This is a genomic window from Streptomyces sp. NPDC033845 (assembly GCF_055576225.1).
Genome location: NZ_JBVIRI010000009.1, coordinates 301,583 through 322,790 on the forward strand (window position 1 = coordinate 301,583; position 21,208 = coordinate 322,790).

At 73.8% G+C, this 21,208-nt stretch carries 23 protein-coding genes; 10 read left to right on the forward strand and 13 right to left on the reverse strand.

Annotation, left to right across the window (positions count from 1 at the left end; all coding sequences use genetic code 11):
- Positions 1–11 precede the first annotated feature (11 nt).
- From ACZ50K_RS21400 to ACZ50K_RS21410, 3 genes are all read right to left on the reverse strand, one after another.
- Positions 12–989: an ROK family protein gene (locus ACZ50K_RS21400; protein WP_468905386.1), complete on the reverse strand. Its 978-nt coding sequence runs from the start codon at positions 987–989 to the stop codon at positions 12–14.
- Positions 990–1,162: 173 nt separating this feature from the next.
- Complete coding sequence (locus ACZ50K_RS21405) at positions 1,163–2,575, reverse strand: sensor histidine kinase (RefSeq protein WP_468905273.1); 1,413 nt, start codon at positions 2,573–2,575, stop codon at positions 1,163–1,165.
- Between the two features lie 10 nt (positions 2,576–2,585).
- Positions 2,586–3,359 (reverse strand): response regulator transcription factor, encoded by a 774-nt coding sequence (locus ACZ50K_RS21410; RefSeq protein WP_468905275.1) that lies wholly within the window; start codon positions 3,357–3,359, stop codon positions 2,586–2,588.
- Positions 3,360–3,569: 210 nt separating this feature from the next.
- Between ACZ50K_RS21410 and ACZ50K_RS21415 the strand changes: the two genes are divergently transcribed.
- The 8 genes from ACZ50K_RS21415 (at position 3,570) to ACZ50K_RS21450 (ending at position 9,891) form a co-directional block, all read left to right on the forward strand.
- Entirely contained in the window at positions 3,570–4,310 is a 741-nt protein-coding gene (locus ACZ50K_RS21415) for an amino acid ABC transporter ATP-binding protein (protein WP_468905278.1), read from the forward strand.
- 63 nt (positions 4,311–4,373) lie between these two features.
- Positions 4,374–5,204, forward strand: coding sequence for a glutamate ABC transporter substrate-binding protein (locus ACZ50K_RS21420; RefSeq protein ID WP_468905280.1), 831 nt, complete (start codon positions 4,374–4,376; stop codon positions 5,202–5,204).
- Between the two features lie 83 nt (positions 5,205–5,287).
- Positions 5,288–5,962: an amino acid ABC transporter permease gene (locus tag ACZ50K_RS21425; protein ID WP_468905283.1), complete on the forward strand. Its 675-nt coding sequence runs from the start codon at positions 5,288–5,290 to the stop codon at positions 5,960–5,962.
- A complete protein-coding gene (locus ACZ50K_RS21430; RefSeq protein ID WP_468905285.1) occupies positions 5,959–6,834 on the forward strand; it encodes an amino acid ABC transporter permease in 876 nt (291 codons plus the stop codon). Before ACZ50K_RS21425 ends, ACZ50K_RS21430 begins: the two co-directional genes overlap by 4 nt.
- A gap of 206 nt (positions 6,835–7,040) precedes the next feature.
- Positions 7,041–8,720, forward strand: coding sequence for an FAD-dependent monooxygenase (locus ACZ50K_RS21435; protein WP_468905288.1), 1,680 nt, complete (start codon positions 7,041–7,043; stop codon positions 8,718–8,720).
- 79 nt (positions 8,721–8,799) lie between these two features.
- A complete protein-coding gene (locus ACZ50K_RS21440) occupies positions 8,800–8,847 on the forward strand; it encodes a hypothetical protein (RefSeq protein ID WP_311314449.1) in 48 nt (15 codons plus the stop codon).
- Positions 8,848–8,911: 64 nt separating this feature from the next.
- Positions 8,912–9,478, forward strand: coding sequence for a cupin domain-containing protein (locus ACZ50K_RS21445; RefSeq protein WP_468905291.1), 567 nt, complete (start codon positions 8,912–8,914; stop codon positions 9,476–9,478).
- Complete coding sequence (locus ACZ50K_RS21450; protein ID WP_468905294.1) at positions 9,475–9,891, forward strand: rhodanese-like domain-containing protein; 417 nt, start codon at positions 9,475–9,477, stop codon at positions 9,889–9,891. The genes ACZ50K_RS21445 and ACZ50K_RS21450 overlap by 4 nt, the downstream gene beginning before the upstream one ends.
- A gap of 79 nt (positions 9,892–9,970) precedes the next feature.
- On the opposite strand, the gene ACZ50K_RS21455 is transcribed toward ACZ50K_RS21450, so the two are convergent.
- The 5 genes from ACZ50K_RS21455 to ACZ50K_RS21475 all read right to left on the reverse strand — a co-directional run bounded on the left by ACZ50K_RS21455 (position 9,971) and on the right by ACZ50K_RS21475 (position 15,506).
- Positions 9,971–12,517 (reverse strand): FtsX-like permease family protein, encoded by a 2,547-nt coding sequence (locus tag ACZ50K_RS21455; protein ID WP_468905297.1) that lies wholly within the window; start codon positions 12,515–12,517, stop codon positions 9,971–9,973.
- A gap of 70 nt (positions 12,518–12,587) precedes the next feature.
- Positions 12,588–13,163: a recombination regulator RecX gene (gene recX / locus ACZ50K_RS21460; RefSeq protein WP_468905299.1), complete on the reverse strand. Its 576-nt coding sequence runs from the start codon at positions 13,161–13,163 to the stop codon at positions 12,588–12,590.
- Positions 13,164–13,166: 3 nt separating this feature from the next.
- Positions 13,167–14,288 carry a recombinase RecA gene (gene recA, locus ACZ50K_RS21465; RefSeq protein ID WP_468905301.1) on the reverse strand — a complete coding sequence of 374 codons (1,122 nt, stop codon included), beginning with the start codon at positions 14,286–14,288 and terminating at the stop codon, positions 13,167–13,169.
- A gap of 171 nt (positions 14,289–14,459) precedes the next feature.
- On the reverse strand, positions 14,460–14,996 hold the full coding sequence (locus ACZ50K_RS21470; RefSeq protein WP_468905304.1) for a DUF4232 domain-containing protein: 537 nt from the start codon (positions 14,994–14,996) through the stop codon (positions 14,460–14,462).
- A 78-nt stretch (positions 14,997–15,074) separates the two neighbouring features.
- On the reverse strand, positions 15,075–15,506 hold the full coding sequence (locus tag ACZ50K_RS21475) for a VOC family protein (RefSeq protein ID WP_468905306.1): 432 nt from the start codon (positions 15,504–15,506) through the stop codon (positions 15,075–15,077).
- A 166-nt stretch (positions 15,507–15,672) separates the two neighbouring features.
- On the opposite strand from ACZ50K_RS21475, the gene ACZ50K_RS21480 reads away from it, so the two are divergent.
- Positions 15,673–16,431 (forward strand): Clp protease N-terminal domain-containing protein, encoded by a 759-nt coding sequence (locus ACZ50K_RS21480; RefSeq protein ID WP_468905309.1) that lies wholly within the window; start codon positions 15,673–15,675, stop codon positions 16,429–16,431.
- On the opposite strand, the gene ACZ50K_RS21485 is transcribed toward ACZ50K_RS21480, so the two are convergent.
- On the reverse strand, positions 16,406–17,545 hold the full coding sequence (locus ACZ50K_RS21485) for an AI-2E family transporter (protein WP_468905387.1): 1,140 nt from the start codon (positions 17,543–17,545) through the stop codon (positions 16,406–16,408). The two genes, ACZ50K_RS21480 and ACZ50K_RS21485, sit on opposite strands and share 26 nt — an antisense overlap.
- Before the next feature lie 320 nt (positions 17,546–17,865).
- The gene (locus ACZ50K_RS21490; protein ID WP_468905312.1) at positions 17,866–18,060 is read right to left on the reverse strand and encodes a DUF3046 domain-containing protein; all 195 of its coding nucleotides are present in this window, start codon (positions 18,058–18,060) and stop codon (positions 17,866–17,868) included.
- An 80-nt stretch (positions 18,061–18,140) separates the two neighbouring features.
- Here ACZ50K_RS21490 and ACZ50K_RS21495 point away from each other — a divergent pair, with 80 nt between their 5' ends.
- Entirely contained in the window at positions 18,141–19,124 is a 984-nt protein-coding gene (locus ACZ50K_RS21495) for a hypothetical protein (RefSeq protein ID WP_468905315.1), read from the forward strand.
- On the opposite strand, the gene ACZ50K_RS21500 is transcribed toward ACZ50K_RS21495, so the two are convergent.
- From ACZ50K_RS21500 to ACZ50K_RS21510, 3 genes are all read right to left on the reverse strand, one after another.
- On the reverse strand, positions 19,121–19,429 hold the full coding sequence (locus ACZ50K_RS21500) for an AzlD domain-containing protein (RefSeq protein WP_468905318.1): 309 nt from the start codon (positions 19,427–19,429) through the stop codon (positions 19,121–19,123). The two genes, ACZ50K_RS21495 and ACZ50K_RS21500, sit on opposite strands and share 4 nt — an antisense overlap.
- Entirely contained in the window at positions 19,426–20,172 is a 747-nt protein-coding gene (locus ACZ50K_RS21505; protein ID WP_468905389.1) for an AzlC family ABC transporter permease, read from the reverse strand. The genes ACZ50K_RS21500 and ACZ50K_RS21505 overlap by 4 nt, the downstream gene beginning before the upstream one ends.
- Positions 20,173–20,289: 117 nt before the next feature.
- Positions 20,290–21,138 carry an AraC family transcriptional regulator gene (locus tag ACZ50K_RS21510; RefSeq protein ID WP_468905321.1) on the reverse strand — a complete coding sequence of 283 codons (849 nt, stop codon included), beginning with the start codon at positions 21,136–21,138 and terminating at the stop codon, positions 20,290–20,292.
- Positions 21,139–21,208: the final 70 nt, after the last annotated feature.

A 21,208-nucleotide genomic window follows, 5' to 3' on the forward strand; every position in this document is an offset into this window, starting at 1 on the left:
GGGGCCTGTGCTCAGGCCGGGAGGAGGCGGAGGGCCGCGGCGGCGGCGCCGATCAGTCCGGCCTCGGTGCCCAGGGCGGCCGGGGCGATGCGCAGGTCCCGGACGAAGTCGAGGGTGGCGTAGGCCGGCAGATGGGCGCGGACCGGGCCGAGGAGGGTGTCGCCGGCGGCGGCCACCCCGCCGCCGATGACGGCGATGTCGGTCTCGATCAGGGTGGCGGTGGCGGCGATGGCGGCGGCCAGGGCGCGGCCCGCCCGGTCGAAGGCGGCGAGGGCGACCGGGTCCCCGGCACGGGCGGCGGCGGCCACCCCGGCGGCGGAGGGGTCCGTTCCGGTCCAGCCGGCCTCCCGGGCCCAGCGGGCGATGGCGGTGCCGGAGGCGATGGCCTCGACACAGCCGCGGCCCCCGCAGGCGCATTCCGGGCCGTCGAAGGCCACGCTCATATGGCCGATGTGGCCGGCGTTGCCGGTGGGGCCGGGGAGCAGCCTGCCGTCGACGACGAGTCCGCCGCCGACTCCGGTGGACACCACCATGCACAGGGCGTTGGCGTGGCCCCGGGCGGCGCCCAGCCAGTGTTCCGCGGCGGTCATGGCGACCCCGTCGCCGACCAGGACGGTGGGGACCGGCCGGCCGTGGGCGGCGAGGGCGGCCTCGGTGCGGGCGAGCAGCGGGTAGTCCCGCCAGGCGCCGATGTTCACCGGGCTGACCGTGCCGCGGACGGCGTCCACCGGGCCGGCGCTGCCGATCCCGCAGCGGCGTACGGCGGGCCAGCCCGGGTCGGCGGCGAGGTCGGCGACCACCTCGGCGACGGCCGCCATCACGGTGTCCCCGTCCTGGCCGGCCCCGCGCGGGGTGGGCCGGCGGGCGGTGGCGCCGAGCCCGCCGTCGGGGTGCACCAGCGCCCCGGCGATCTTGGTGCCGCCGATGTCGATGGCGAGGGTGAGCCCCTCGGGGTCGGCGGACCCGCCGTACGGCCGCGGCGCGGGCACGACGGAGGCCGGGCCGGCGGCGGTCGGTGCGGCGGCGGACCCGGCCGGGTCCGCGCCCTGGCGGGCGGACGGTCCGGTGGGCTGCTGGAGGGGCTGGCTGGGCCTGGTCACGGTGGCGGCGCTCCTGGGAGGGGTCGGTCCAGTATGCGCGCCGGCCGCGCGGGCGGCTGCGGTCAGCCCGGGTCCGGGGCGGTGCGCGGGACGGAGACGGTGACCCGCAGCCCGTGCGGGGGGTTGGTCTCGAAGCCGATGGTGCCGCCCCCGGCGGCGAGCAGCGCCCGGGAGATCGACAGGCCGAGTCCGGAGCCCTTGATGTTCTGGTGGCGGCCGCTGCGCCAGAACCGGTCGCCGATCCGGGCCAGCTCCTCCTCGCCGAGTCCGGGCCCGCGGTCGGCGACGACCACCCGGGCGGAGTTCCCCTCGGTGTCCACGGTGACCTCCACCTCCTCGCCGGCCGGGGTGAACTTCAGGGCGTTGTCGATGACCGCGTCCAGGGCGCTGGAGAGCGCGATCGGGTCGGCCCAGCCGGTGGCGGCGGTGCGGCCGGTGCCGGTGAGGCGGACGCCCTTGTCCTCGGCGAGCGGCCGCCAGGCGGCGATCCGCTCGGTGGCGAGGGCGCCGATGTCGATGACGCGGATCTCGGCGGAGGCGTGCTCGGCCAGCGCCAGGTCCAGCAGGTCGTCCAGGACCCGGGCGAGGCGTTTGCCCTCGGTGCGGACCGAGGCGATCTCCTCGTTGCCCTCGGGGAGTTCCAGGGCGAGCAGTTCGATCCGCAGCAGCAGGGCGGCGAGCGGGTTGCGGAGCTGGTGGGAGGCGTCCGCGACGAAGGCCCGCTGCTGTTCGAGGACTTCCTCGACGTTGTCGGCCATCTCGTTGAACGAACGGGCCAGCCGCCGGAGTTCCGGGGGGCCGCCGGACGCGGCGACCCGGGAGTTCATCCGGCCGGTGGCGATGCCGTGGGCGGCCGCGTCCAGGGTGCCGACGGGCTTGAGGACCCAGCTGGTGAGCCGGAGGGCGGCGCCGAAGGCGACGAGCATCGCGGCGGCCAGCCCGGCGCCGATCAGCAGCCAGCCGCGCAGGGTGGTGGAGCGCATCCGGTCGGTGGGCGATTCGGTGACCACCACGGCGACCACGTCCCCGTCGAGCACCACCGGGGAGGCGACCAGCAGTTTTCCGTGCCGCTGCCAGGGCCACACCTGGCCGGGGTCATGGCTGCGGCGGCCGGCGAGGGCCTCCTCGAAGGCCCGGCGGGCCTCGTCGGTGCCCGGCAGCTGCCACCAGCCGGGGGCGCGGACCATGGCGTTGCCGTCGCGGTGGAAGACGCCGACCCGGATCCCGTACAGCTCCTGGTAGCGGGCGAGCTCCAGCCGGAGGGTCTCGCGGCGCTCGTCGGCCCCCTTGTCCCCGGAGCCCTCGGAGTCCACGACGAACTGGGCGAGGGCGGCGAACCGGGCGCTGTCGTCGATCCGGTCCACGATCACCCGCTGCTGCTGGCCGGCGGCCAGGCTGACGGCGAGCGGGAAGCCGAGGGCGATGAGCATGCCCGCCATCAGGACGACGAGCAGGGGGAGCAGCCTGGCGCGCACGGTGATCGGCCTACTGGGGGGTGCCGGGGCCGGGGGCGACGAGCCGGTAGCCCACCCCGCGGACCGTTTCGATCAGTGCGGGCATCCGGAGTTTGGAACGGAGGGAGGCCACGTGCACTTCGAGGGTGCGGCCGGTGCCCTCCCAGCTGGTGCGCCAGACCTCGCTGATGATCTGCTCCCGCCGGAAGACCACGCCCGGGCGTTGGGCGAGCAGGGCGAGGAGGTCGAACTCCTTGCGGGTGAGGGGTACGTCGACCCCGTCCACGGCGACCCGGCGGGTGGGCAGCTCGATGCTGACGGAGCCGAGCCGGACCATTCCGGGGGTGCCCGCGGGGCCCTGGCCGGGGCCGGCCGGGGCGGTGCCCTCGGGGCCCGCGGCGGCACCGGATCCGGTGCCGGGCCCGGGGCCGGTGCGGCGGGCGACGGCGTGGATCCGGGCCAGGAGCTCGCCGGTGTCGTAGGGCTTGACCACGTAGTCGTCGGCACCCATGTTCAGGCCGTGGATCCGGGAACGGACGTCGCCCCGGGCGGTCACCATGATCACCGGGATGGCGGTGCGCTTGCGGATCTTGCCGCAGACCTCGTAGCCGTCCTGGTCGGGCAGGCCGAGGTCGAGGAGGATCACCCCGTAGGACGGCACGGTGGCCGGGAGGCCGGCCGGCAGCAGGGCCTGGAGGGCCTCCTCGCCGCTGCGCGCATGGGTCACCTTGAAGCCGTGCCGGGCCAGGATGGCGGACAGGGCCGCCGCGACGTGGTCGTCGTCCTCGACGAGCAGCAGTCTCATTCCGGTCCCCCTTTCCTGGTCGCGCACGGTGAAGTCGCGCTCAGTAAAACAGCACACCGGGGGCATACCGCAAGGCATCTCCGGTCGTGTACGCAGCGTGGCGGCGGGAAGCCGGATCGTTATCCTCAATTCTCGCTCAGATGTGGTGACGGTGCGCACACCCGCTCACTACTGTCCTCCCAACCGAGGAGGACGGAGCGTGGTGAGCCGATGAGCGGCGATCTGGTCGTACTGAGTAACGTCAACAAGCACTTCGGCGCCCTGCACGTGCTTCAGGACGTCAACCTGAGCATCGCCCGCGGCGAGGTCGTGGTGGTCATCGGGCCTTCGGGGTCGGGCAAGTCGACACTGTGCCGGACCATCAACCGACTGGAGACCGTCGACTCCGGCACCATCACCCTGGACGGCTCCGAACTCCCCTCCGAGGGACGGGAACTGGCACGGCTGCGCGCCGATGTGGGCATGGTCTTCCAGTCGTTCAACCTCTTCGCGCACAAGACGGTGCTGGAGAACGTGACGCTCGGCCAGGTGAAGGTCCGCAAGAAGGACAAGGCCGCGGCCGAGGAGAAGGCCCGCGCCCTGCTCGACCGGGTGGGCGTCGGGACCCAGGCGGACAAGTACCCCGCCCAGCTCTCCGGCGGCCAGCAGCAGCGGGTGGCGATCGCCCGGGCCCTGGCGATGGAGCCCAAGGTGATGCTCTTCGACGAGCCCACCTCGGCCCTCGACCCCGAGATGATCAACGAGGTGCTGGAGGTCATGCAGCAGCTCGCCGCCGAGGGGATGACCATGGTCGTGGTCACCCACGAGATGGGCTTCGCCCGCTCCGCGGCCAACCGGGTCGTCTTCATGGCCGACGGGAAGATCGTCGAAGAGGCGGCGCCCGAGCAGTTCTTCTCCAACCCGCGCAGCGACCGCGCCAAGGACTTCCTGTCGAAAATCCTGCACCACTGAGGATTTCGGTCTGGTACTGATCCCGTGGCAGTTCAACATCGTCTCATCCGAGGGAAGTTCACCATGAAGGCTCTCAAGACCGGTGCGGCCGCGGCCGTAGCGCTCACTCTCGCCCTGACCGCCACCGCCTGCGGCGGCAGCGACGACAAGGACGCGGGCTCCGGCGGCAAGGTCACCATCGGCATCAAGTTCGACCAGCCCGGCCTGGGCCTGAAGACCCCGGACGGCAAGTACACCGGTTTCGACGTGGACGTCGCGACCTACGTGGCGAAGGAACTGGGCTACGCCCCGGACAAGATCGAGTTCAAGCAGGCGGTCAGCGCCGAGCGCGAGAACATGATCCAGAACGGCGACGTCAAGTTCATCGTCGCCAGCTACTCGATCAACGACAAGCGCAAGGCGAAGGTCGACTTCGCCGGCCCGTACTTCCTGGCCCACCAGGACCTGCTGGTCCGCGCCGACGACACCTCGATCACCAAGCCCGAGGACCTGAACAGCAAGAAGCTGTGCTCGGTCACCGGCTCCACCTCGGCCCAGAACGTCAAGGACAAGCTGGCCCCCAAGGCCGACCTGCGGCAGGTCCCGGGCTACTCGGACTGCCTGACCGGCCTGGAGAACAAGTCGGTCGACGCGCTGACCACGGACAACTCGATCCTGGCCGGCTACGCGGCGCAGCAGAACAACCAGGGCAAGTTCAAGCTGGTCGGGCTGAGCCTGAGCAACGAGAACTACGGCATCGGCCTGAAGAAGGGTGACAAGGACCTTCAGACGAAGATCAACGGCGCCCTCAAGAAGATGGTCGAGGACGGTTCCTGGGACAAGTTCGTGAAGGCGAACTTCGGCCCGGCCAACTACAAGAACGAGCCTGCCCCGCAGATCACCGAAGGCAGCTGAGTCCTCGGTGCGGCACGTCGCCGCCCGCCTGTCACGGGCGGCGGCGCGCCCCACCGGCCATCCTGGGGAGAGCGCAGGACAACGTGTTCGATTTTCTTGATTCCGGGCAGTACGACCTGCTCGGCGCCTTCTGGGTGACGGTGAAGCTCACCGTCTACTCGGCGATAGGTTCCCTGATCTGGGGCACCGTGCTCGCCGGGATGCGGGTCGGCCCGGTCCCCATGATGCGTGCCTTCGGCACCGCGTACGTGAACGTCGTACGGAACATCCCGCTCACCGTTCTGATCATCGGCTGCTCGTTCGGCCTGGACCAGACCCTGCGCATCACCCTGGGCGGGACCACCTCGGAGGACATCGGCTTCCGCCTGGCCGTCCTCGGGTTCATCGCCTACACCGGCACCTTCGTCTGCGAGGCGCTGCGCTCCGGCATCAACACCGTGCCGATCGGCCAGGCCGAAGCGGCCCGCGCGCTGGGGCTGAGCTTCTTCCAGGTGCTCACCCTGATCGTGCTCCCGCAGGCCTTCCGGGCGGTCATCGCCCCGCTCGCCAACGTCCTCATCGCCCTCACCAAGAACACCACGGTGGCGGCGGCCATCAGCGTGGCCGAGGCGTCCCTGCTGATGAAGGAGATGATCGAGAACGAGCCGGACTCCCTGTTCGCCGTCTTCGGCGTCTTCGCCCTCGGCTTCGTCCTGCTGACCCTGCCCACCGGCCTGGTGCTGGGCTGGGTGGCCAAGCGAATGGCGGTGAAGCGATGAACTCCGTGCTCTTCGACACGCCCGGCCCCAAGGCCAAGGCCCGCAACCTGGTCTACACCGCGGTCTTCGTGGTCCTGATGGGCCTGGCGGCCTGGTGGGTCCTCTCCGCCCTGGCCGACCAGAACCAGCTGGACGGCGACAAGTGGAGCCCCTTCGTCACCGAGGGGAAGGTGTGGACCACCTTCCTGCTCCCGGGCCTGCTGGAAACCCTCAAGGCCGGCGCCATCGCCATGGTGATCGCCCTGCCCCTCGGCGTCCTGCTGGGCATCGGCCGGCTCTCCGACCACGCCTGGGTGCGGGTCCCGGTCGGCGCCTGGGTGGAGTTCTTCCGTGCCATCCCGGTGCTGATCCTGATGGTCTTCGGCAGCGCGCTCTACGTGAAGTTCTCCACCGTCAGCTCCGACATCCGGCCGCTCTACGCCTGTGTCACCGGCCTGGTCCTCTACAACGCCTCGGTGATCGCCGAGATCGTCCGCGCCGGCATCCTCTCGCTGCCCTCCGGACAGACCGACGCCGCCAAGGCGATCGGCATGCGCAAGGGCCAGACCATGGCCTACGTGCTCATCCCGCAGGCCGTCACGGCGATGCTCCCCGCGCTGGTCAGCCAGCTCGTGGTGATCCTGAAGGACACGGCGCTGGCCGGCGCGCTGCTCGGCTACGGCGAACTGCTCTCCATGAACCGGCAGATCACCGCCAACTACAGCAACACCATCGCCACCCTGGTGGTCATCGCCCTGCTCTTCGTGCTCGTGAACTTCGCCCTCACCGGCTTCGCCTCCTGGCTGGAGAAGCGCCTCCGCCAGTCCAAGAAGGCCACCGGTGTGATGGCCAAGGAGACGGCCGACCTGATCGGTGGCGGCAAGGCCGTCTGACCCGGACCACCGGCCCACCGCCGGTACCCCGTGATCGCACGTCACACCTGACTGCGCATCACCCGACGCGCGCGGCACGGCGGATCACCTCCGCCGCACCGCGCGCGTCTTCTTCCGCCCCACCAGGCCGGGTGTCACTTGACGCACGCACCTCCAGTGGGTTGCATACGTTCTGTGATCACATACCGGACACCGGGAGCCGCGCCATGGACCCGGTGATCGTCGTCGGCGCGGGGCCCGTGGGACTCTCCCTCGCCCTCGCCCTGGCCGGCCACGGCGTGCCCTCCGTCCTCCTCGACGAGGGCCCCGGGAAGGACCAGCCGCGCCCGGCCCGGACGGTGGTGCTGCACTCCGACACCGCCGCCATGGCGCACCGGCTGGGCTGCGCCACGCTCGGCGACGAGGGGGCCCGGTTCGCCGCCTGGCGGACCATGCGGCGGCGCCAGGAGACCCGCCGCATCACCTTCGAGGACGGTCACGCCCCGCTGCACCTGCCGCAGCACGCCCTGGCCCGCGGCCTGCGCGCCGCGGCCGCCGCCCATCCGCTGGTCCGGCTGGTCCCCGAGAGCAGGCTCGACTCGCTGGAGCAGGAGGCGCACGGGGTCACCGTCCACACCCCGGGCGCGGAGACCACCTGGTGGCGCGGCAGCTGGCTGGTGGGCTGCGACGGCGCCCGGTCGACCGTCCGCAAGCTGCTGGGCATCCGCTTCCCCGGCCGCACCGCCGTCGAGCGGTACGCGGTGGCCGCGCTGCGCACCGAGCTGCCCTGGCCCGGCGAGGCGCTGCTGCACCGCGGCCACCCCTCCTCCGGGGCGGCCGAGGTGACGGCCCGGCCGCTGCCCGACGGGGTGTGGCGGCTGGACTGGCTGCTGCCGCCGCGGGGCGAACTGGTCACCCCGGACGCGCTGATCGGCCTGATCCGGGACACCCTGGCCGGCTGGTGCGGGGGCAGCACTCCCCCGTACGAGCTGATCGACACCGGGGTGCACACCCTGCACCACCGGCTGGCCCGGAGCTGGCGCGACGGCCGGGCCTTCCTCGCCGGGGACGCCGCGCACCTGCTGGGCGCGGTCGGCACCCAGGGGGTGGAGGAGGGCCTGCGGGACGCCGAGAACCTGGCCTGGAAGCTGGCCCTGGCCTGGCACCAGGGGGCTTCCGAGGCCCTGCTGGACAGCTATCAGGGCGAGCGGCGGACCGCCGTCGCCGCCCGGTTGCGGGCCGCCGACCAGGCCATGCCGGTACTGCGCGGGGGCGGCGGGCTGCGGACCTATCTGCCGGGCACCGCGCGCACCCACGAACTCCTGCTCACCGAAGGGCATCTGGGGCGCGGCCCGCTCGGCGCGCCCCCGGCGTACGCCCCTCCGGTGGCGGTCCGCGAGGTGCCGACCGACACGGAGCCGGGCGGCGGGGTGGCGGACGTGCCGGTGACGGTGCCGGACGGGACGACCGTACCGCTGCGGGACCGGCTGGGCCAGGGCCGGGCCCTGGTGGTGCTGGTGGCCCCGGGCACCGGGGTGTGGGACCGGCGGCACTGGATGAAGGCCGGGCTGATGCCCCGGCTGGCGGCCGCGGTGAGCGCCCTGCCGGTCCGGGCGGAGCTGCTGGTCGCGGACGGCTATCCGGGGGCCCCGGCGCACACGGTGCTGCTGGTCCGGCCGGACGGGCATCTGACCGGGACCTTCGCCGGGGTCCGGCCGGCCGAGCTGTACGAGGCCGCGGACGCCCTCCGCAAGGGTCCCCCGGAGGGTCCCGGCACCCCGGGGCCGGCCGCGGGGGCGGCGGTGGCCGCGCTGCCGGCCGTACCGGCTCCGGCGGTCGCGCCCGAACCAGGCTCCTCCCCGGGCCCGGTACGGACCGCCGGGGAGTCCTCCACACCACAGCAGTGATCGATTGACCCTCAAGGGCAGTCGTGGTTCACTCGCGGACATGACCGGCAACGACGTGTTCCTCTGGCGGAGGGTCCACATGGACCTGCTCCGCTACGCGGGCTGCGTCTGTCGCCCTTCCTGCTGATTCGCCTCCTCCCGCGCGCCGTCGTGCGCGCCCCCACGCGAACCCACAGGACGGTCACACCCCGATGTCTGCACCCACGCACGCCCCCGCGCCCGCCCCTGCCCAGCGGCATCCGCACCCTGGCGGTGCCGCGCCCGCCGGTCCCGGCGCCGCCGAGCTCCTCGACTTCGCGCTGCGCACCGCGGCCGACCCCGAGCTGATCGCCGCCCTGCCGCTGGATCCGGAGGGCCGCACCTGGGTGCGGCTGGATGGGCCCGGCGGCAGCGAGGCCTGGCTGATCGGCTGGCCGCCCGGCACCGGTACCGGCTGGCACGACCACGCCGAATCGCGCGGGGCGTTCGCCACCGCCCGGGGCCGGCTGACCGAGCACTCGCTGGCCGTCCGGCTGCCTTCGGAGGGCTGGCGGAGCCTGCACCTGGCGGAGGGCAACGACCGCAGCCGGGTGCTGGGGCCGGGGGTCGGCCGGGCCTTCGGCGAGCACCATGTCCACGAGGTCCTCAACGAGTCGGCCGGGGAGCACGCGATCTCGGTGCACGCCTACTACCCGCCGCTGCCGCAGATCCGCCGGTACAGCCGGTCCGGCCCGGTGCTCACCCTGGAGCGCGTCGAGCGTCCGGCGGACTGGGAGTGAGCGCCCCGGAGCCGGCGGCCCCGGTCGGCATCGACGAGCACCTGGAACTGGTCCGCGCGGGCTACCGGCGGATCGAGGCGCTGGAGGCGTACGCGGCCGTGGAGGCGGGCGAGGCCCTGCTGGTGGACACCCGCTACCAGGCGCTGCGCGAACGCGACGGGGTCATCCCGGGCGCGCTGGTGGTCGAACGGAACGAGCTGGAGTGGCGGCTGGACCCTCAGGGCAGCCACCGCACCCCCGCCGCGACCGGTCATGACCTGCGCTGGATCGTGCTGTGCAACGAGGGCTACGCCTCCAGCCTGGCGGTGGCCTCGCTGCACGGTCTGGGACTGCACCGGGCCACCGACCTGATCGGCGGCTTCCAGGCCTGGAAGTCCGCGGGCCTCCCGGTGGTGCCCGTCTCCCGGGGCTGACCGGCGGGACGCGCGCGGGGAGCCCGGGCCTGGTCGGCCCGGGCTCCCCCGTGTCTCCCTCCCCTGCGTCCGTCGCCGCCTAGTGGGCGCGGGCCGCGGCCACGTCCACCGGGCGGGGCCGCAGGGCCAGCCGGCCGGGCAGGGCGGTGGCGGCCAGGGCGACGAGCGCGACGGCTGCCACCAGCGCCGCGTAGACCGGGGGCAGCACCGAGGGGGCGGCCGCGCCCGTCATCCCGACGCTGAAGGCGGTCAGGACGGCGGCGGAGATCGCGGAGCCGAGGACGGTGGCGATCAGCACCACCGACAGGGCTTCGGTGCGGACCATCCGCAGCACCTGGCGGCGGGTGGCGCCGGCCAGTCGCAGGACCGCGAACTCACGGACGCGTTCGCCGGTGGACATCGCCAGGGTGTTGGCCGCGGCGATGGCGGCGAAGGCCAGGACCAGGGCCATGCCGAGCAGGTTGATCTCGGCTCCGGCCCGCCCGCGTTCGGCGTTCAGCCGGTCCGCGGAGGCGGCGGACAGCAGGGTGGTGCCGGGGAATCGGGCGAGTACGGCGCTGAGCTCGCTGGGCCCGGTGCCCGGGTCGGTGGCGACGAGCACCCGGCCGGCGAGGGGGTTGTCCACATGGGCGGCGACCAGGTCGTGCGGGAGGGTGAGGTCGCCGAAGCCGAGGCCCCGGCGGTAGACGGCGGAGACGGTGAGGGTGACGGGGGTGCCGTCGCCGAGGTGCACGGTGAGCGGGCTGCCGGGCCTCAGGCCCAACTGGTCGGCGGCGAGTTCGCTGACGGCGGCGGCGCCTTCGCCGAATCCGGCGAGGCTGCCGCTGCTGACGGACGGGTCCCAGGTGCGGGTGAGGCCGGCCGGGGTGACTCCCTGGGCCGGGTACTTGGTGAGGCCGACCCGGACGGTGGTGCGGAGGATCTCGGTGGCGGCGGTGACCCCGGGGGTGCGGCGGACCGCGTCGGCGGCGGCCGGTCCGACGCCGGGGCCGCTCGCGGCGAGCACCCAGCCGGCCCGCACTCCCTCCCGGGCCTGGGCGCGGGCGGCGTCCCCGAGGGTGGGCTGGACGAAGAGGACCGTGCAGGTCATGCCGACGAGCAGGGTGAGCGGGGTGACGGCGGCGGCCATCCGGCCGGCGTTGCCGCGCAGGTTGGCGGTGGCGAGACGGCCGTTGACTCCGGTGAGGCGCAGCGGGCCGGTGAGCAGCGCGGTGGCGGCGCGGACCAGCAGCGGGCCGAGCAGGGAGACCGCCCCGGCGAGGACCACCACGGCGAGGAAGGTGACCGGGGTGGAGGCCGGTTCGGTGCGCAGGGTGGAGAGCACGGCGACGAGCACGGCTCCGCCGGCGAGCAGCAGCAGTCCGGCGGCGATCCGGGCCCAGGCGGGCCGGGCGGGTTCGACGGCGGCTTCGGCGAGGGCCTCGGCGGGGCGGATCCGGGTGATCCGGCGGGCGGCGATCCGGGCGGCGGCCCAGGCGCCGAGCAGGGTGGTGGCGAGGGCGGCGAGCATCGGGAGGATGCCGGCGGTGCGCTCCAGGGTGGCGGGGACCGCGCCGAGCTCGATGAAGCGGCCGTGCAGCCAGGCGGCGAGCGGGAGGCCCGCGAGGGCGCCGAGGGCCCCGGCGGCCAGGCCGACGATCAGCGCTTCCCGGCCGAGCATCCGGCGGAGCTGTCCGGGGGTGGCGGCGATGGCGCGGAGCAGGGCGAGTTCCCGGTGCCGCTGCTGGACGGAGAGGGCGAAGGTGCCGGCGACCACGAGGACGGCGACGAGCAGGGAGGTGCCGCCCATGGCGCCGCCCAGGGAGACCAGTCTGGTGCGGGCGCCGGCCGCGTCGAGGAACTCGACCGGGCCCCGGTCCTCGCCGGTGCTGATCCGGGCGGTGCTGCCGGCCAGGGCCTTCCTGACCTCGGCGGCGAGGGCGGTGGTGGTCACCCCGGGCTTCGGCTGGAGGCCGATGGCCGCGACCAGGCCGTCGCGGGCGGCCAGTCTGTGGGCTTCGGGGTCGGCGAAGAACAGGGTGGTCTGCCGGGCGAGGTCGCCGTGGGCGGCGCGGGCAACACCGCTGACGGTGTAGCGGCGGGGTTCACCGGTGGCCTGCACGGTGAGCGGGGAGCCGGGGCGCAGTCCGGTGCGGGCGGCGAGCTTCCGGTCGACGACGACCTCGCGGTCGGTGCGCGGGGCCCGGCCGGATTCCAGGGTGAAGGGGGTGAGTGCGGCGGATTCCCAGGCGTGCCCGTAGCCGGGGTTGCCGTCGGCGGCGCCCGGGGCCAGTGGCACGGCCTGGAAGGTCAGTTCGGGCAGGGCGCGCGCCACTCCGGGGAGTCGGCGGACGGTGTCCAGGGTGACGGCGGGCAGCCAGGCCCGCTCGGGGACGGGCTTGGCCTTGTGCTTGACCTTGGTCTTGCCCTTCTTGGCCTTGACCGTGGTGCGGTGCACGTTCTGGTCGGCGGAGACCAGCACGGGGGTGTCCGCGTAGCGCTCGGTGCGGATGGTGCCGCGCAGTCCGGTTTCGAGCAGGATTCCGCAGGCGGTGACGAGGGCCGCCGCGCACAGGAGGGCGACGAAGGCGCCGAGGAAGCCGGCCTTGCGGTGCCGGACGGTCTTGAGGGCGTAGCGCAGCATCATGCGGTCAACTCTGCTGGCCAGGGCCCTTTCTGACAGTGGAGCACCCCGGCCTCCTGACCGGGGGCTACCCCTACCCTCCGTGGGACGGGTCCCCGTAGGGGAGGTCGTCGGTGTCCTCGCCCTCCTCCTCCAGGGCGCGGCGGACGACCCGTAGGGCCATGCCCTCCGGATATCCCTTGCGGGCGAGCATTCCGGCGAGTCTGCGGAGGCGTTTGTCGCGGTCCAGTCCCCGGGTGGAGCGGAGCTTGCGGGAGACCAGTTCCCGGGCGGTCTCCTCCTCCTGGTCGGGGTCGAGCCGTTCCAGGGCTTCGGCGACCAGGCCGCCGTCGACGCCCTTGGTGCGGAGTTCCCGGGCGAGGGCGCGGCGGGCCAGGCCGCGGCCCCGGTGCCGGGATTCGACCCAGGCGCCGGCGAACGCGGCGTCGTCGATGAGGCCGACCTCCTCGAACCGGGAGAGGACCTCTTCGGACACCTCCTCGGGGATGTCCCGCTTGTGCAGGGCGTCCGCGAGCTGGCGTCTGGTGCGCGGGCTCCCGGTGAGCAGGCGCAGGCAGATGGCCCGCGCCTGCTCCTCGGGGCTCTGGGGCGGCAGCTCCGGTCCGGCCCTCGACGGACCGGGGCGGCCGCCCCCGTCGTACTCCCGCATCGGCTAGCTCTTGGCGGCCGTGGCCTTGACCGCCTTGGCCTTGGCGGCCGGCGCGGGCACGGCCTTGGCCGCGTCCTCGGCGGGCGCGTCGCCGGCGGCGGCCGCGTCCGGGGCGGGCTGCGCGTCCTTGCGGACGCCCACGCCCAGCTTCTCCTTGATCTTCCGCTCGATCTCGTTGGCGAGGTCGGGGTTGTCCTTGAGGAAGTTGCGGGCGTTCTCCTTGCCCTGGCCGAGCTGGTCGCCCTCGTACGTGTACCAGGCGCCGGCCTTGCGGACGAAGCCGTGCTCCACGCCCATGTCGATCAGGCCGCCCTCGCGGCTGATGCCCTGGCCGTAGAGGATGTCGAACTCGGCCTGCTTGAAGGGCGGGGCGACCTTGTTCTTGACGACCTTGACCCGGGTGCGGTTGCCGACCGCGTCGGTGCCGTCCTTGAGGGTCTCGATGCGGCGGATGTCCAGCCGGACCGAGGCGTAGAACTTCAGCGCCCGGCCACCGGTGGTGGTCTCCGGGGAGCCGAACATCACACCGATCTTCTCGCGGAGCTGGTTGATGAAGATGGCCGTGGTCTTGGACTGGTTCAGCGCGCTGGTGATCTTCCGGAGCGCCTGGCTCATCAGTCGGGCCTGGAGGCCCACGTGCGAGTCGCCCATCTCGCCCTCGATCTCGGCGCGGGGCACGAGGGCCGCGACGGAGTCGATGACGATGAGGTCGAGGGCACCGGAGCGGACCAGCATGTCCACGATCTCCAGGGCCTGCTCACCGGTGTCCGGCTGGGACAGGATGAGGTTGTCGGTGTCGACGCCCAGCGCCTTCGCGTACTCGGGGTCGAGGGCGTGCTCGGCGTCCACGAAGGCGACGGTGCCGCCGGCCTTCTGCGCGTTGGCGACGGCGTGCAGGGTCAGGGTCGTCTTGCCGGAGGACTCCGGTCCGTACACCTCCACCACGCGGCCGCGGGGGAGCCCGCCGACGCCGAGGGCGATGTCCAGAGCGGTCGACCCGGTGGGGATGACCTCGATGGGGTCGTTCGGACGGTCCCCGAGGCGCATCACCGCGCCCTTGCCGAATTGCCGTTCAATCTGTGCGAGAGCGGCGTCGAGCGCCTTCTCGCGGTCGGTGCCTGCCATGGGTTCCACCCGGGATGCTTGAGTCGATCGCTTCACGCCGAAGACGCTAATGCCTGCCACTGACAACGCGCCTCCACGGCCGTTTCGGCTGTGGACAATCAATCAGAATACGTGTTCGATTTTCCTGTCAAGCGGACCACGCCGCGCACGGCGTACCGGGTGGTACCGCCTTCAGCGGAAGGCGGTGGCACCCACCCCGCCGCACAGGGCGAAGTCCCCGCCGTCGTCGGGCGCCAGCTGGAGCAGCCCGCCACCGACGCCCACCACCAGGGAGGGCGCGACGAGCGGTTCGGCGCCGGAGGCGCAGTATCCGCCCGCCTCCCCGAGCACCGGGGCGAAGGACAGGTCGGTCGAGGCCCGGCCGCCGACCGGCAGCCGCACCGTCCGCGCCTCTCCCCTGCGGGTGACCGCGAGCGCCTTGGCGCGATCCGGCGAGCCCTGGCCGGCGAGGGCCACGGTCGGAAAGCCCCGCAGCTCACACGGTTTCGGCCCCTCGTTGAGCACGGTGATCCGCACTCCGGAGCCGGTCCGCCGCGCCCCGTCGGCGATCAGCTGGGTGACCGGACAGGGGGCCCCGGGTACGGCCGCCGGGGCGCCGCCGGGGGCGGCCGTCGCTCCGGCGGGGGCCCCGAACAGCAGACCGCCCGCCAGCGCGGCTGCCGCGAGCGCCGCCGTGAAATTGATCCTCGACCGTCTCGTGTGAGCCATCGGACCCACCTCTTCCTGCGGGATGCGCGGCCTTCGCCCCCTGGTCCCACGATCCCACGGGGCGGGCCGGGCGACCCCTCAGCGCTCCGAGAGCTCCGAGGGGGCCTCCTGGACCATCCAGCCGTTGCCGTCGGGGTCGGTGAAGGACATGAACGAGTTCCAGGTGTCGCCCTTGCCCTCCTCCCAGCCGGTGGCGCCCACGTGCCGGATGGGCGAGACCTCGACCCCGCGGGCCAGCAGGTCGGCGCGGGCGGCCTCGATGTCGGTGACGCAGAGCTGGGGGCCGTGGAGGGTGCCCGGGTCCATCGTCCGGGTGCCGGGGAGCGGCGGCATGCCCTGGAGCAGCGCGACCGAGCAGCGGGAGCCGGGCGGGGTCAGCTGGACGATGCGCATGCCGGGGGCGACCTCGTCGTCGAGGTCGACGGTGAAGCCGACCCCGTCCGCGTAGAACGCCTTCGCCCGGTCCAGGTCGGTGACGGGGATCGGGATGACTTCCAGGGTCCAGTTCACGGCGGCCTCCTCTTCGACGGCAGGACTCACCACCCTCGCCCACCGGGGAGCCCCCGCGCACCTCGGCGCGCGGTCGCCACCGGTCCGCGGCCCGGTTTTCCACAGGCCGGCACGAACTGACAACCGCGGGTTGACACCCCTCGGACTGTCAACCTACGGTTGCACCATGACGAATCCTCCTGTGGAACCCGTCCGCACGACCCATCCCGTCCGCCTCGACGACCTCATCGACGCCATCAAGCAGGCCCACGCCGACGCCCTGGAACAGCTGAGCGGGGCCGTGGTCGCCGCCGAGCACCTCGGTGACGTCGCCGACCACCTCATCGGCCACTTCGTCGACCAGGCCCGCCGCTCCGGCGCCTCCTGGACCGACATCGGCCGCAGCATGGGCGTCACCCGCCAGGCCGCCCAGAAGCGGTTCGTCCCCAAGGCCGACACCGACCTCGACCCCGGCCAGGGCTTCGCCCGGTTCACCGAGCGCGCCCGCAATGTGGTCATGAGCGCGCAGAACGAGGCCCGCGCGGCCGGCGGCACCGAGATCCGCACCGAACACCTGGTGCTCGGCCTGCTCGCCGAGCCGGAGGGCCTGGCCGGCCTCGCCCTGAAGGCCCAGCGGATCGACGGCGGAGCCGTCCGCGCCGCGGCCACCGCCACGCTGCCGGACCCCGCCCCCGCCGACTCCGTGCCCGATCTCGTCCCCTTCGACGCCGGCAGCAAGAAGGCCTTGGAACTGACCTTCCGGGAGGCCCTCAGACTCGGCCACAACTACGTGGGCACCGAGCACATACTGCTCGCCCTGCTGGAGCAGGAGAACGGCACCGGAGTGCTCAGCGGACTCGGGGTCGAGAAATCCGTGGCCGAGGCCACGGTCGCCGAGGCCCTGGCCGCCTTCGGCTCCCCTATCCCTCCGACCCCGGCCCCCTAGTCCGGCCGGTCCGGCCGGTCCCGCGCCAGTCGCCGAACCACACCCGGACACCGTTCGCCCCGCGCCGGCCGGCGGGCCCCACCTCGTCGGCCACCTCGTAGCGCCGCACATAGGCGCCGAGGAAGGCCTGCAGGGTGGCCACCGCCGGAATCGCGATCAACGCACCGACCGCGCCCAGCAGCGCGGTGCCGGCGATGACCGAGCCGAAGGCCACCGCCGGATGGATGTCCACCGTCCTGGAGGTCAGCTTGGGCTGCAGCACATAGTTCTCGAACTGCTGGTAGATCACCACGAACCCGAGCACGTACAGCGCGTACCAGGGGTTGACCGTGAAGGCGATCAGCATCGGCAGGGCACCGGCCAGATAGGTGCCGATGGTGGGGATGAACTGGGAGACCAGACCCACCCACACGGCCAGCGCCGGAGCGTAGGACAGGTCCAGGACCACGAAGACGATGTAGTGCGCCACACCCGAGATCAGCGCCATCAGCCCGCGCGAGTAGAGGTAGCCGCCGGTCTTGGTGACGGCGATCTCCCAGGCGCGCAGCACCTCGGACTGCCGGGCCGGCGGCAGGACCGAGCACAGGGCACGGCGCAGCCGCGGACCGTCCGCGGCGAAGTAGAAGGCGAACAGGCCGACCGTCAGCAGCCGGAACAGTCCGCCGAGCACCGTGGCGGACACGTCGAGGACCCCGCTGGCACTGTTCTGGACGTACTTCTGCAGCCAGTCGGAGTGCAGCAGGCTGTCCTGGATCTCCAGCCGGGACAGCTCGGTGTGGAAGGTGGTGTTGATCGAACCGATCACATCGTCGAGGTACTGCGGGAAGTCTTCGATGATCTGGATGATCTGCCCGGCGAGCATCGAACCGAGCAGGACCACGAAACCGACCCCGGCCACGAAGACCGCCAGGAAGACCAGGAAGGTGGCCAGCCCCCGCCGGACCCCGCGGGCCGCCATCCGGGAGACCGCGGGCTCGATCGCGAGGGCGAGGAAGAAGGCGATCAGGATGTTCACCAGCAGCCCGATCAGCTGGTGGAAGGCCCAGCTGCCCAGCTGGAAGCAGGCGTAGAGGGCCAGCACGAGCACCACGGCACGCGGCAGCCAGCGGGGCATCCGCTCCCCGGGGGCCGCCGTCCACCGGCCGGGCCCGGAACCGGGGGGTCCGCCGGGCGAGGCCTCGGGACCGGCGGGCCCGTCGGCGGGGCTCCCGGCCCCGGCTCCGGGCTGCTGCCCTGACGCGGGTCCGGGCGGTCGGGCCGGTCCCGGGACCGGCCGGTCCGTCACGGGTTCCGCGGCCCGGGCGCCCGGTACGGGCCCCTGGCCCCGGCCGGTCGTCGGCGCGGGCCGGCCGGCCGAGGCCGGGCCGGAGGTGTCGGTCTCATCGGTGGCTGCCACCCGGCCAGTCTCCCGCACCGGTGGGGGTGCGGCCCAGCTCAGCGCAGGTGGGCCGGTACACCCATCGCCGAACACACCGCGCGCCACACGTCCTTGGCCTCCCAGCCCGCGTCGAGCGCCTGGTGGACCGTGCGGCCGCCCAGCTCGGACATGACGTGGTCGCGCGCGAAGGAGTCGGCGTAGCCGGCCCCGAAGTGGTCGGCCATCCGCTCCCAGAAGATTGTCAACCTCATGACTCCAGTATCCCGCTCCCAGGAGTGCACCCCGGCCCGTTCCGGCCTCCGGCACCCGGCCGCCGCCCTACGGTGCGGCCATGGCTGGAGACGAAGCGGCGACCGGATCGCCCCTGCACCGGGCCGAGGAGTTCGTCTGGCTCACGGCCCGGGTGCTGGAGCAGCGGCGGTTCGCCTTCCATTTCCTCGGCGGCACCGCAGAGGAGGTGGACACCGCCCTGGGCTCGTACCTCAACCGGGACGGCGGATACGGGCACGGGCTGGATCCGGATCTGCGGGGGCCGCTCAGCCAGCCGCTGCACTGCGCGCACGCGCTCCGGGTGCTGGACGGCCTGGGCCGCTGCGCCGGCCGGCGGATCGAGCGGCTGTGCCGGCAGCTCGCCCTCGGCTCCACCGCCGAGGGGGCGCTCCCGGTGGTCCTGCCGGGGCCGCGCCGCTGTCCGGCCGACCCGTACCACCCGGTGCGGGAGGACCCGCGGGGTGCCCTGCTGACCACCGGTCCGGTGGTGGGGCTGCTGCACCGGAACCGGGTCTGGGACGCCTGGCTGTTCCGGGCCACCGACTTCTGCTGGGAGCGGGTGGAGGGCCTGCGGCACTGGCACCCGTACGAGATCCAGGCGGCGGTCGCCTTCCTGGACGGGGTGCCGGACCGGCCGCGGGCGGTGGCGGCGGCCGACCGGCTGGGCCGGCTGGCCCGCTCGGCGGGGCTGGTGCTGCTCGACCCGGGGCTGCGTGCCGAACAGCCGGCCGCCGCCGGCTACGCCCCGGGCGAGCACCTGTTCCCGCACGATTTCGCGCGGCGCCCCGAGTCGGTGGCCCGTTCCTGGTTCACCGACGCGGAGCTGGAGCGCTCCCTGGACTTCCTGGCGGCCCGGCAGGAGGAGGACGGGGGCTGGCCGGTGCCGCACCGGCCGGGGGCCCCGGGCAGTTCCCTGGAACGGCGGCCGATCGCCACCCTGGAGGCCCTGCTCACCCTGCGCGCGTACGGCCGCCCGATCGGCCACGCACCAGGAGGCCCACCCGACCCACCCGGCCCGCCGGACGGACGGACCTGCGCGGACTAGCCGCCGATGGCCCGGATGCCGGCGGTGACCAGTACGGCCACCGCGACCACGACCAGGAAGGGGGCCCGCAGCAGCAGGGCGATGCCGGCGGCCGCCAGTCCGGCGGCCCGGGCGTCCAGGACCAGGTGCTGGCCCGAGCTGAAGGTCTGCTGCGCGGTCAGCGCGGCCAGCAGGGCGACCGGCAGCAGCGCGGCGAGGCGGCGCACCAGCGGCCGCTCCAGGGCTCCGGCCGGCACCAGCAGCCCGGCCAGCTTGAGCAGGTAGCAGCCGGCGACGGTGGCGCCGATGGCGATCCAGACGTTCACGAGCGGCGTCCCTTCACGAAGAGGATCACGGGCGCGGCCAGGGCCGCGACCAGCACCGGCACCCCGGCGGGCAGCACCGGCAGGAAGCCCAGGCCGAGGACCAGCGCCAGCGCGGCCACCGCCCGTTCGGTCGAGGTCTTCAGCATCGGGGCGAGCAGGGCGAGGAAGACGGCCGGCCCGGCGGCGTCCAGTCCCCACTTGGACGTGTCGCCGATGGCCTCTGCGCCGAGCGCGCCGAGCAGGGTGGTCAGGTTCCACAGCAGGTAGAGGGTGAGACCGGTGACGGTGAACCCGAGCCGGGCCGAGGCCCGGTCCCGCTGGGCCAGGGAGACGGCGGCGGTCTCGTCGATCACCCAGTGCGCGGCGAACGGGCGGACCGCCCGGGGCAGGCCCAGCAGCTGGGACAGCCGCAGCCCGTAGAACGCGTTGCGGGTGCCGAGGAAGAAGGCACCGGCGGCCGCGGTGAAGGGGTTCCCGCCCGCGGCCAGGGCGCCGACCAGGGCGAACTGGGAGGCGCCGGTGAACACCAGCAGGCTGAGCACACAGGCCTGGGCCAGGCTGAGGCCGGATCCGGCGGCGGTCACCCCGAAGGCGAACCCGGACAGGCCGACGGCCACCCCGACGCCCAGGGAGTCCCTGATCACCGCCCTGCGGTCCGATGCCGGGGCCGCGCCCGAGGCTGGGTCCGGGACCTCCCGGCCCGGGGCGCCGGGTCCGCCCGTTCCACCTGTCATGGCCGCCATGTTCTCCGCGGGCACCGGTGCCTTCGTGCCCGCCGCGCGGTCCGTCTGCTGCTCTGTCACACCGTGACGCTAGGCGCGGCCCGCCCCCCGGTCTTGTACGTTCTTGCGCCCGGAGGCTCAGCCGGCCGCCCGTTCCCGCCGGTAGGCGCCGGGCGGGACGCCCACGATCCGGGTGAAGTGCCGGTTCAGATGCGGCTGGTCGGTGAAGCCGACCGCCACGGCCGCCGCCGCGGGCGCGGTACCGGAGGCCAGCAGCAGCCGGGCCCGGCGGACCCGGGCGTCGGTCAGCCAGGTGTGCGGGGGCATGCCGTAGCGGTCGCGGAAGGCCCTCAGCAGGGCGAACGGGCTGGTTCCCAGCTCGGCGGCCAGCTGTTCCAGGGAGGGCGGGTCGGCGAGGCGCTCCTCCAGCACGGCCCGGGCCCGCTCGGCGGTTCCGGCGCCCGCGCCGGGCGACGGCCGGCCGGGCAGCGGGCCGCCGTGGCCGCGGAGCATCCGGGCCACCGCGATCCGCAGCAGGCTGTCGGCGGCCAGCGCGTTCCCCTGCTCGGCGGCCCGGTGCACCTCGGTGATCAGCCGGCCGCCCTCGGTGTCCGGGACGACGGAGGCGGTGAAGCCGGGGGTGCCGCGCAGCCCGGAGACGTCGGCGGCCACCTCGGCGACCAGTTCCCTGGCCGGGTAGAGGGTGGAGTAGGCCCAGCCCTCGGGGGCCCCGGCCCGGGCGCTGTGCGGCACCTCCGGGTTGATCAGGACCACGCTGCCCGGTCCGGCCCGTTCGGTGCGGCCGGGCAGGCCGACCTCCTCTATGCCGCCGGTGACGGCGGCGATCACGTATCCGTCGTGGGCGTGCCGGGGGAAGGTGTGGCGGACGTAGTGGGCCCGCAGCAGGTCCAGGCCGGGCAGCTCCCGGTACTGCCAGTGCCGCGCCCATTCGGCACCGCGGCCTCCGGTGCCGGCTTCTCTCCCCATTCCCCCATTCTGCGCCCCGCCCGCTCCGCGAGTTCCCCGGGCTCCGGACCGTTGTCGGTGGCGGGGTGCA

What these genes read in the sequence shown, in the direction of transcription:
- ACZ50K_RS21430 (WP_468905285.1), top strand. Translation starts at nt 5,959, where the DNA reads ATGAACTCCGTGCTCTTCGACACGCCCGGCCCCAAGGCCAAGGCCCGC.
- ACZ50K_RS21480 (WP_468905309.1), top strand. Translation starts at nt 15,673, where the DNA reads ATGACGAATCCTCCTGTGGAACCCGTCCGCACGACCCATCCCGTCCGC.
- ACZ50K_RS21495 (WP_468905315.1), top strand. Translation starts at nt 18,141, where the DNA reads ATGGCTGGAGACGAAGCGGCGACCGGATCGCCCCTGCACCGGGCCGAG.
- ACZ50K_RS21435 (WP_468905288.1), top strand. Translation starts at nt 7,041, where the DNA reads ATGGACCCGGTGATCGTCGTCGGCGCGGGGCCCGTGGGACTCTCCCTC.
- ACZ50K_RS21510 (WP_468905321.1), bottom strand. Translation starts at nt 21,138, where the DNA reads ATGGGGAGAGAAGCCGGCACCGGAGGCCGCGGTGCCGAATGGGCGCGG.
- ACZ50K_RS21410 (WP_468905275.1), bottom strand. Translation starts at nt 3,359, where the DNA reads ATGAGACTGCTGCTCGTCGAGGACGACGACCACGTCGCGGCGGCCCTG.
- ACZ50K_RS21470 (WP_468905304.1), bottom strand. Translation starts at nt 14,996, where the DNA reads ATGGCTCACACGAGACGGTCGAGGATCAATTTCACGGCGGCGCTCGCG.
- ACZ50K_RS21490 (WP_468905312.1), bottom strand. Translation starts at nt 18,060, where the DNA reads ATGAGGTTGACAATCTTCTGGGAGCGGATGGCCGACCACTTCGGGGCC.
- ACZ50K_RS21455 (WP_468905297.1), bottom strand. Translation starts at nt 12,517, where the DNA reads ATGATGCTGCGCTACGCCCTCAAGACCGTCCGGCACCGCAAGGCCGGC.
- ACZ50K_RS21485 (WP_468905387.1), bottom strand. Translation starts at nt 17,545, where the DNA reads ATGCCCCGCTGGCTGCCGCGTGCCGTGGTGCTCGTGCTGGCCCTCTAC.
- ACZ50K_RS21415 (WP_468905278.1), top strand. Translation starts at nt 3,570, where the DNA reads ATGAGCGGCGATCTGGTCGTACTGAGTAACGTCAACAAGCACTTCGGC.
- ACZ50K_RS21420 (WP_468905280.1), top strand. Translation starts at nt 4,374, where the DNA reads ATGAAGGCTCTCAAGACCGGTGCGGCCGCGGCCGTAGCGCTCACTCTC.
- recA (WP_468905301.1), bottom strand. Translation starts at nt 14,288, where the DNA reads ATGGCAGGCACCGACCGCGAGAAGGCGCTCGACGCCGCTCTCGCACAG.
- ACZ50K_RS21505 (WP_468905389.1), bottom strand. Translation starts at nt 20,172, where the DNA reads ATGGCGGCCATGACAGGTGGAACGGGCGGACCCGGCGCCCCGGGCCGG.
- ACZ50K_RS21445 (WP_468905291.1), top strand. Translation starts at nt 8,912, where the DNA reads ATGTCTGCACCCACGCACGCCCCCGCGCCCGCCCCTGCCCAGCGGCAT.
- recX (WP_468905299.1), bottom strand. Translation starts at nt 13,163, where the DNA reads ATGCGGGAGTACGACGGGGGCGGCCGCCCCGGTCCGTCGAGGGCCGGA.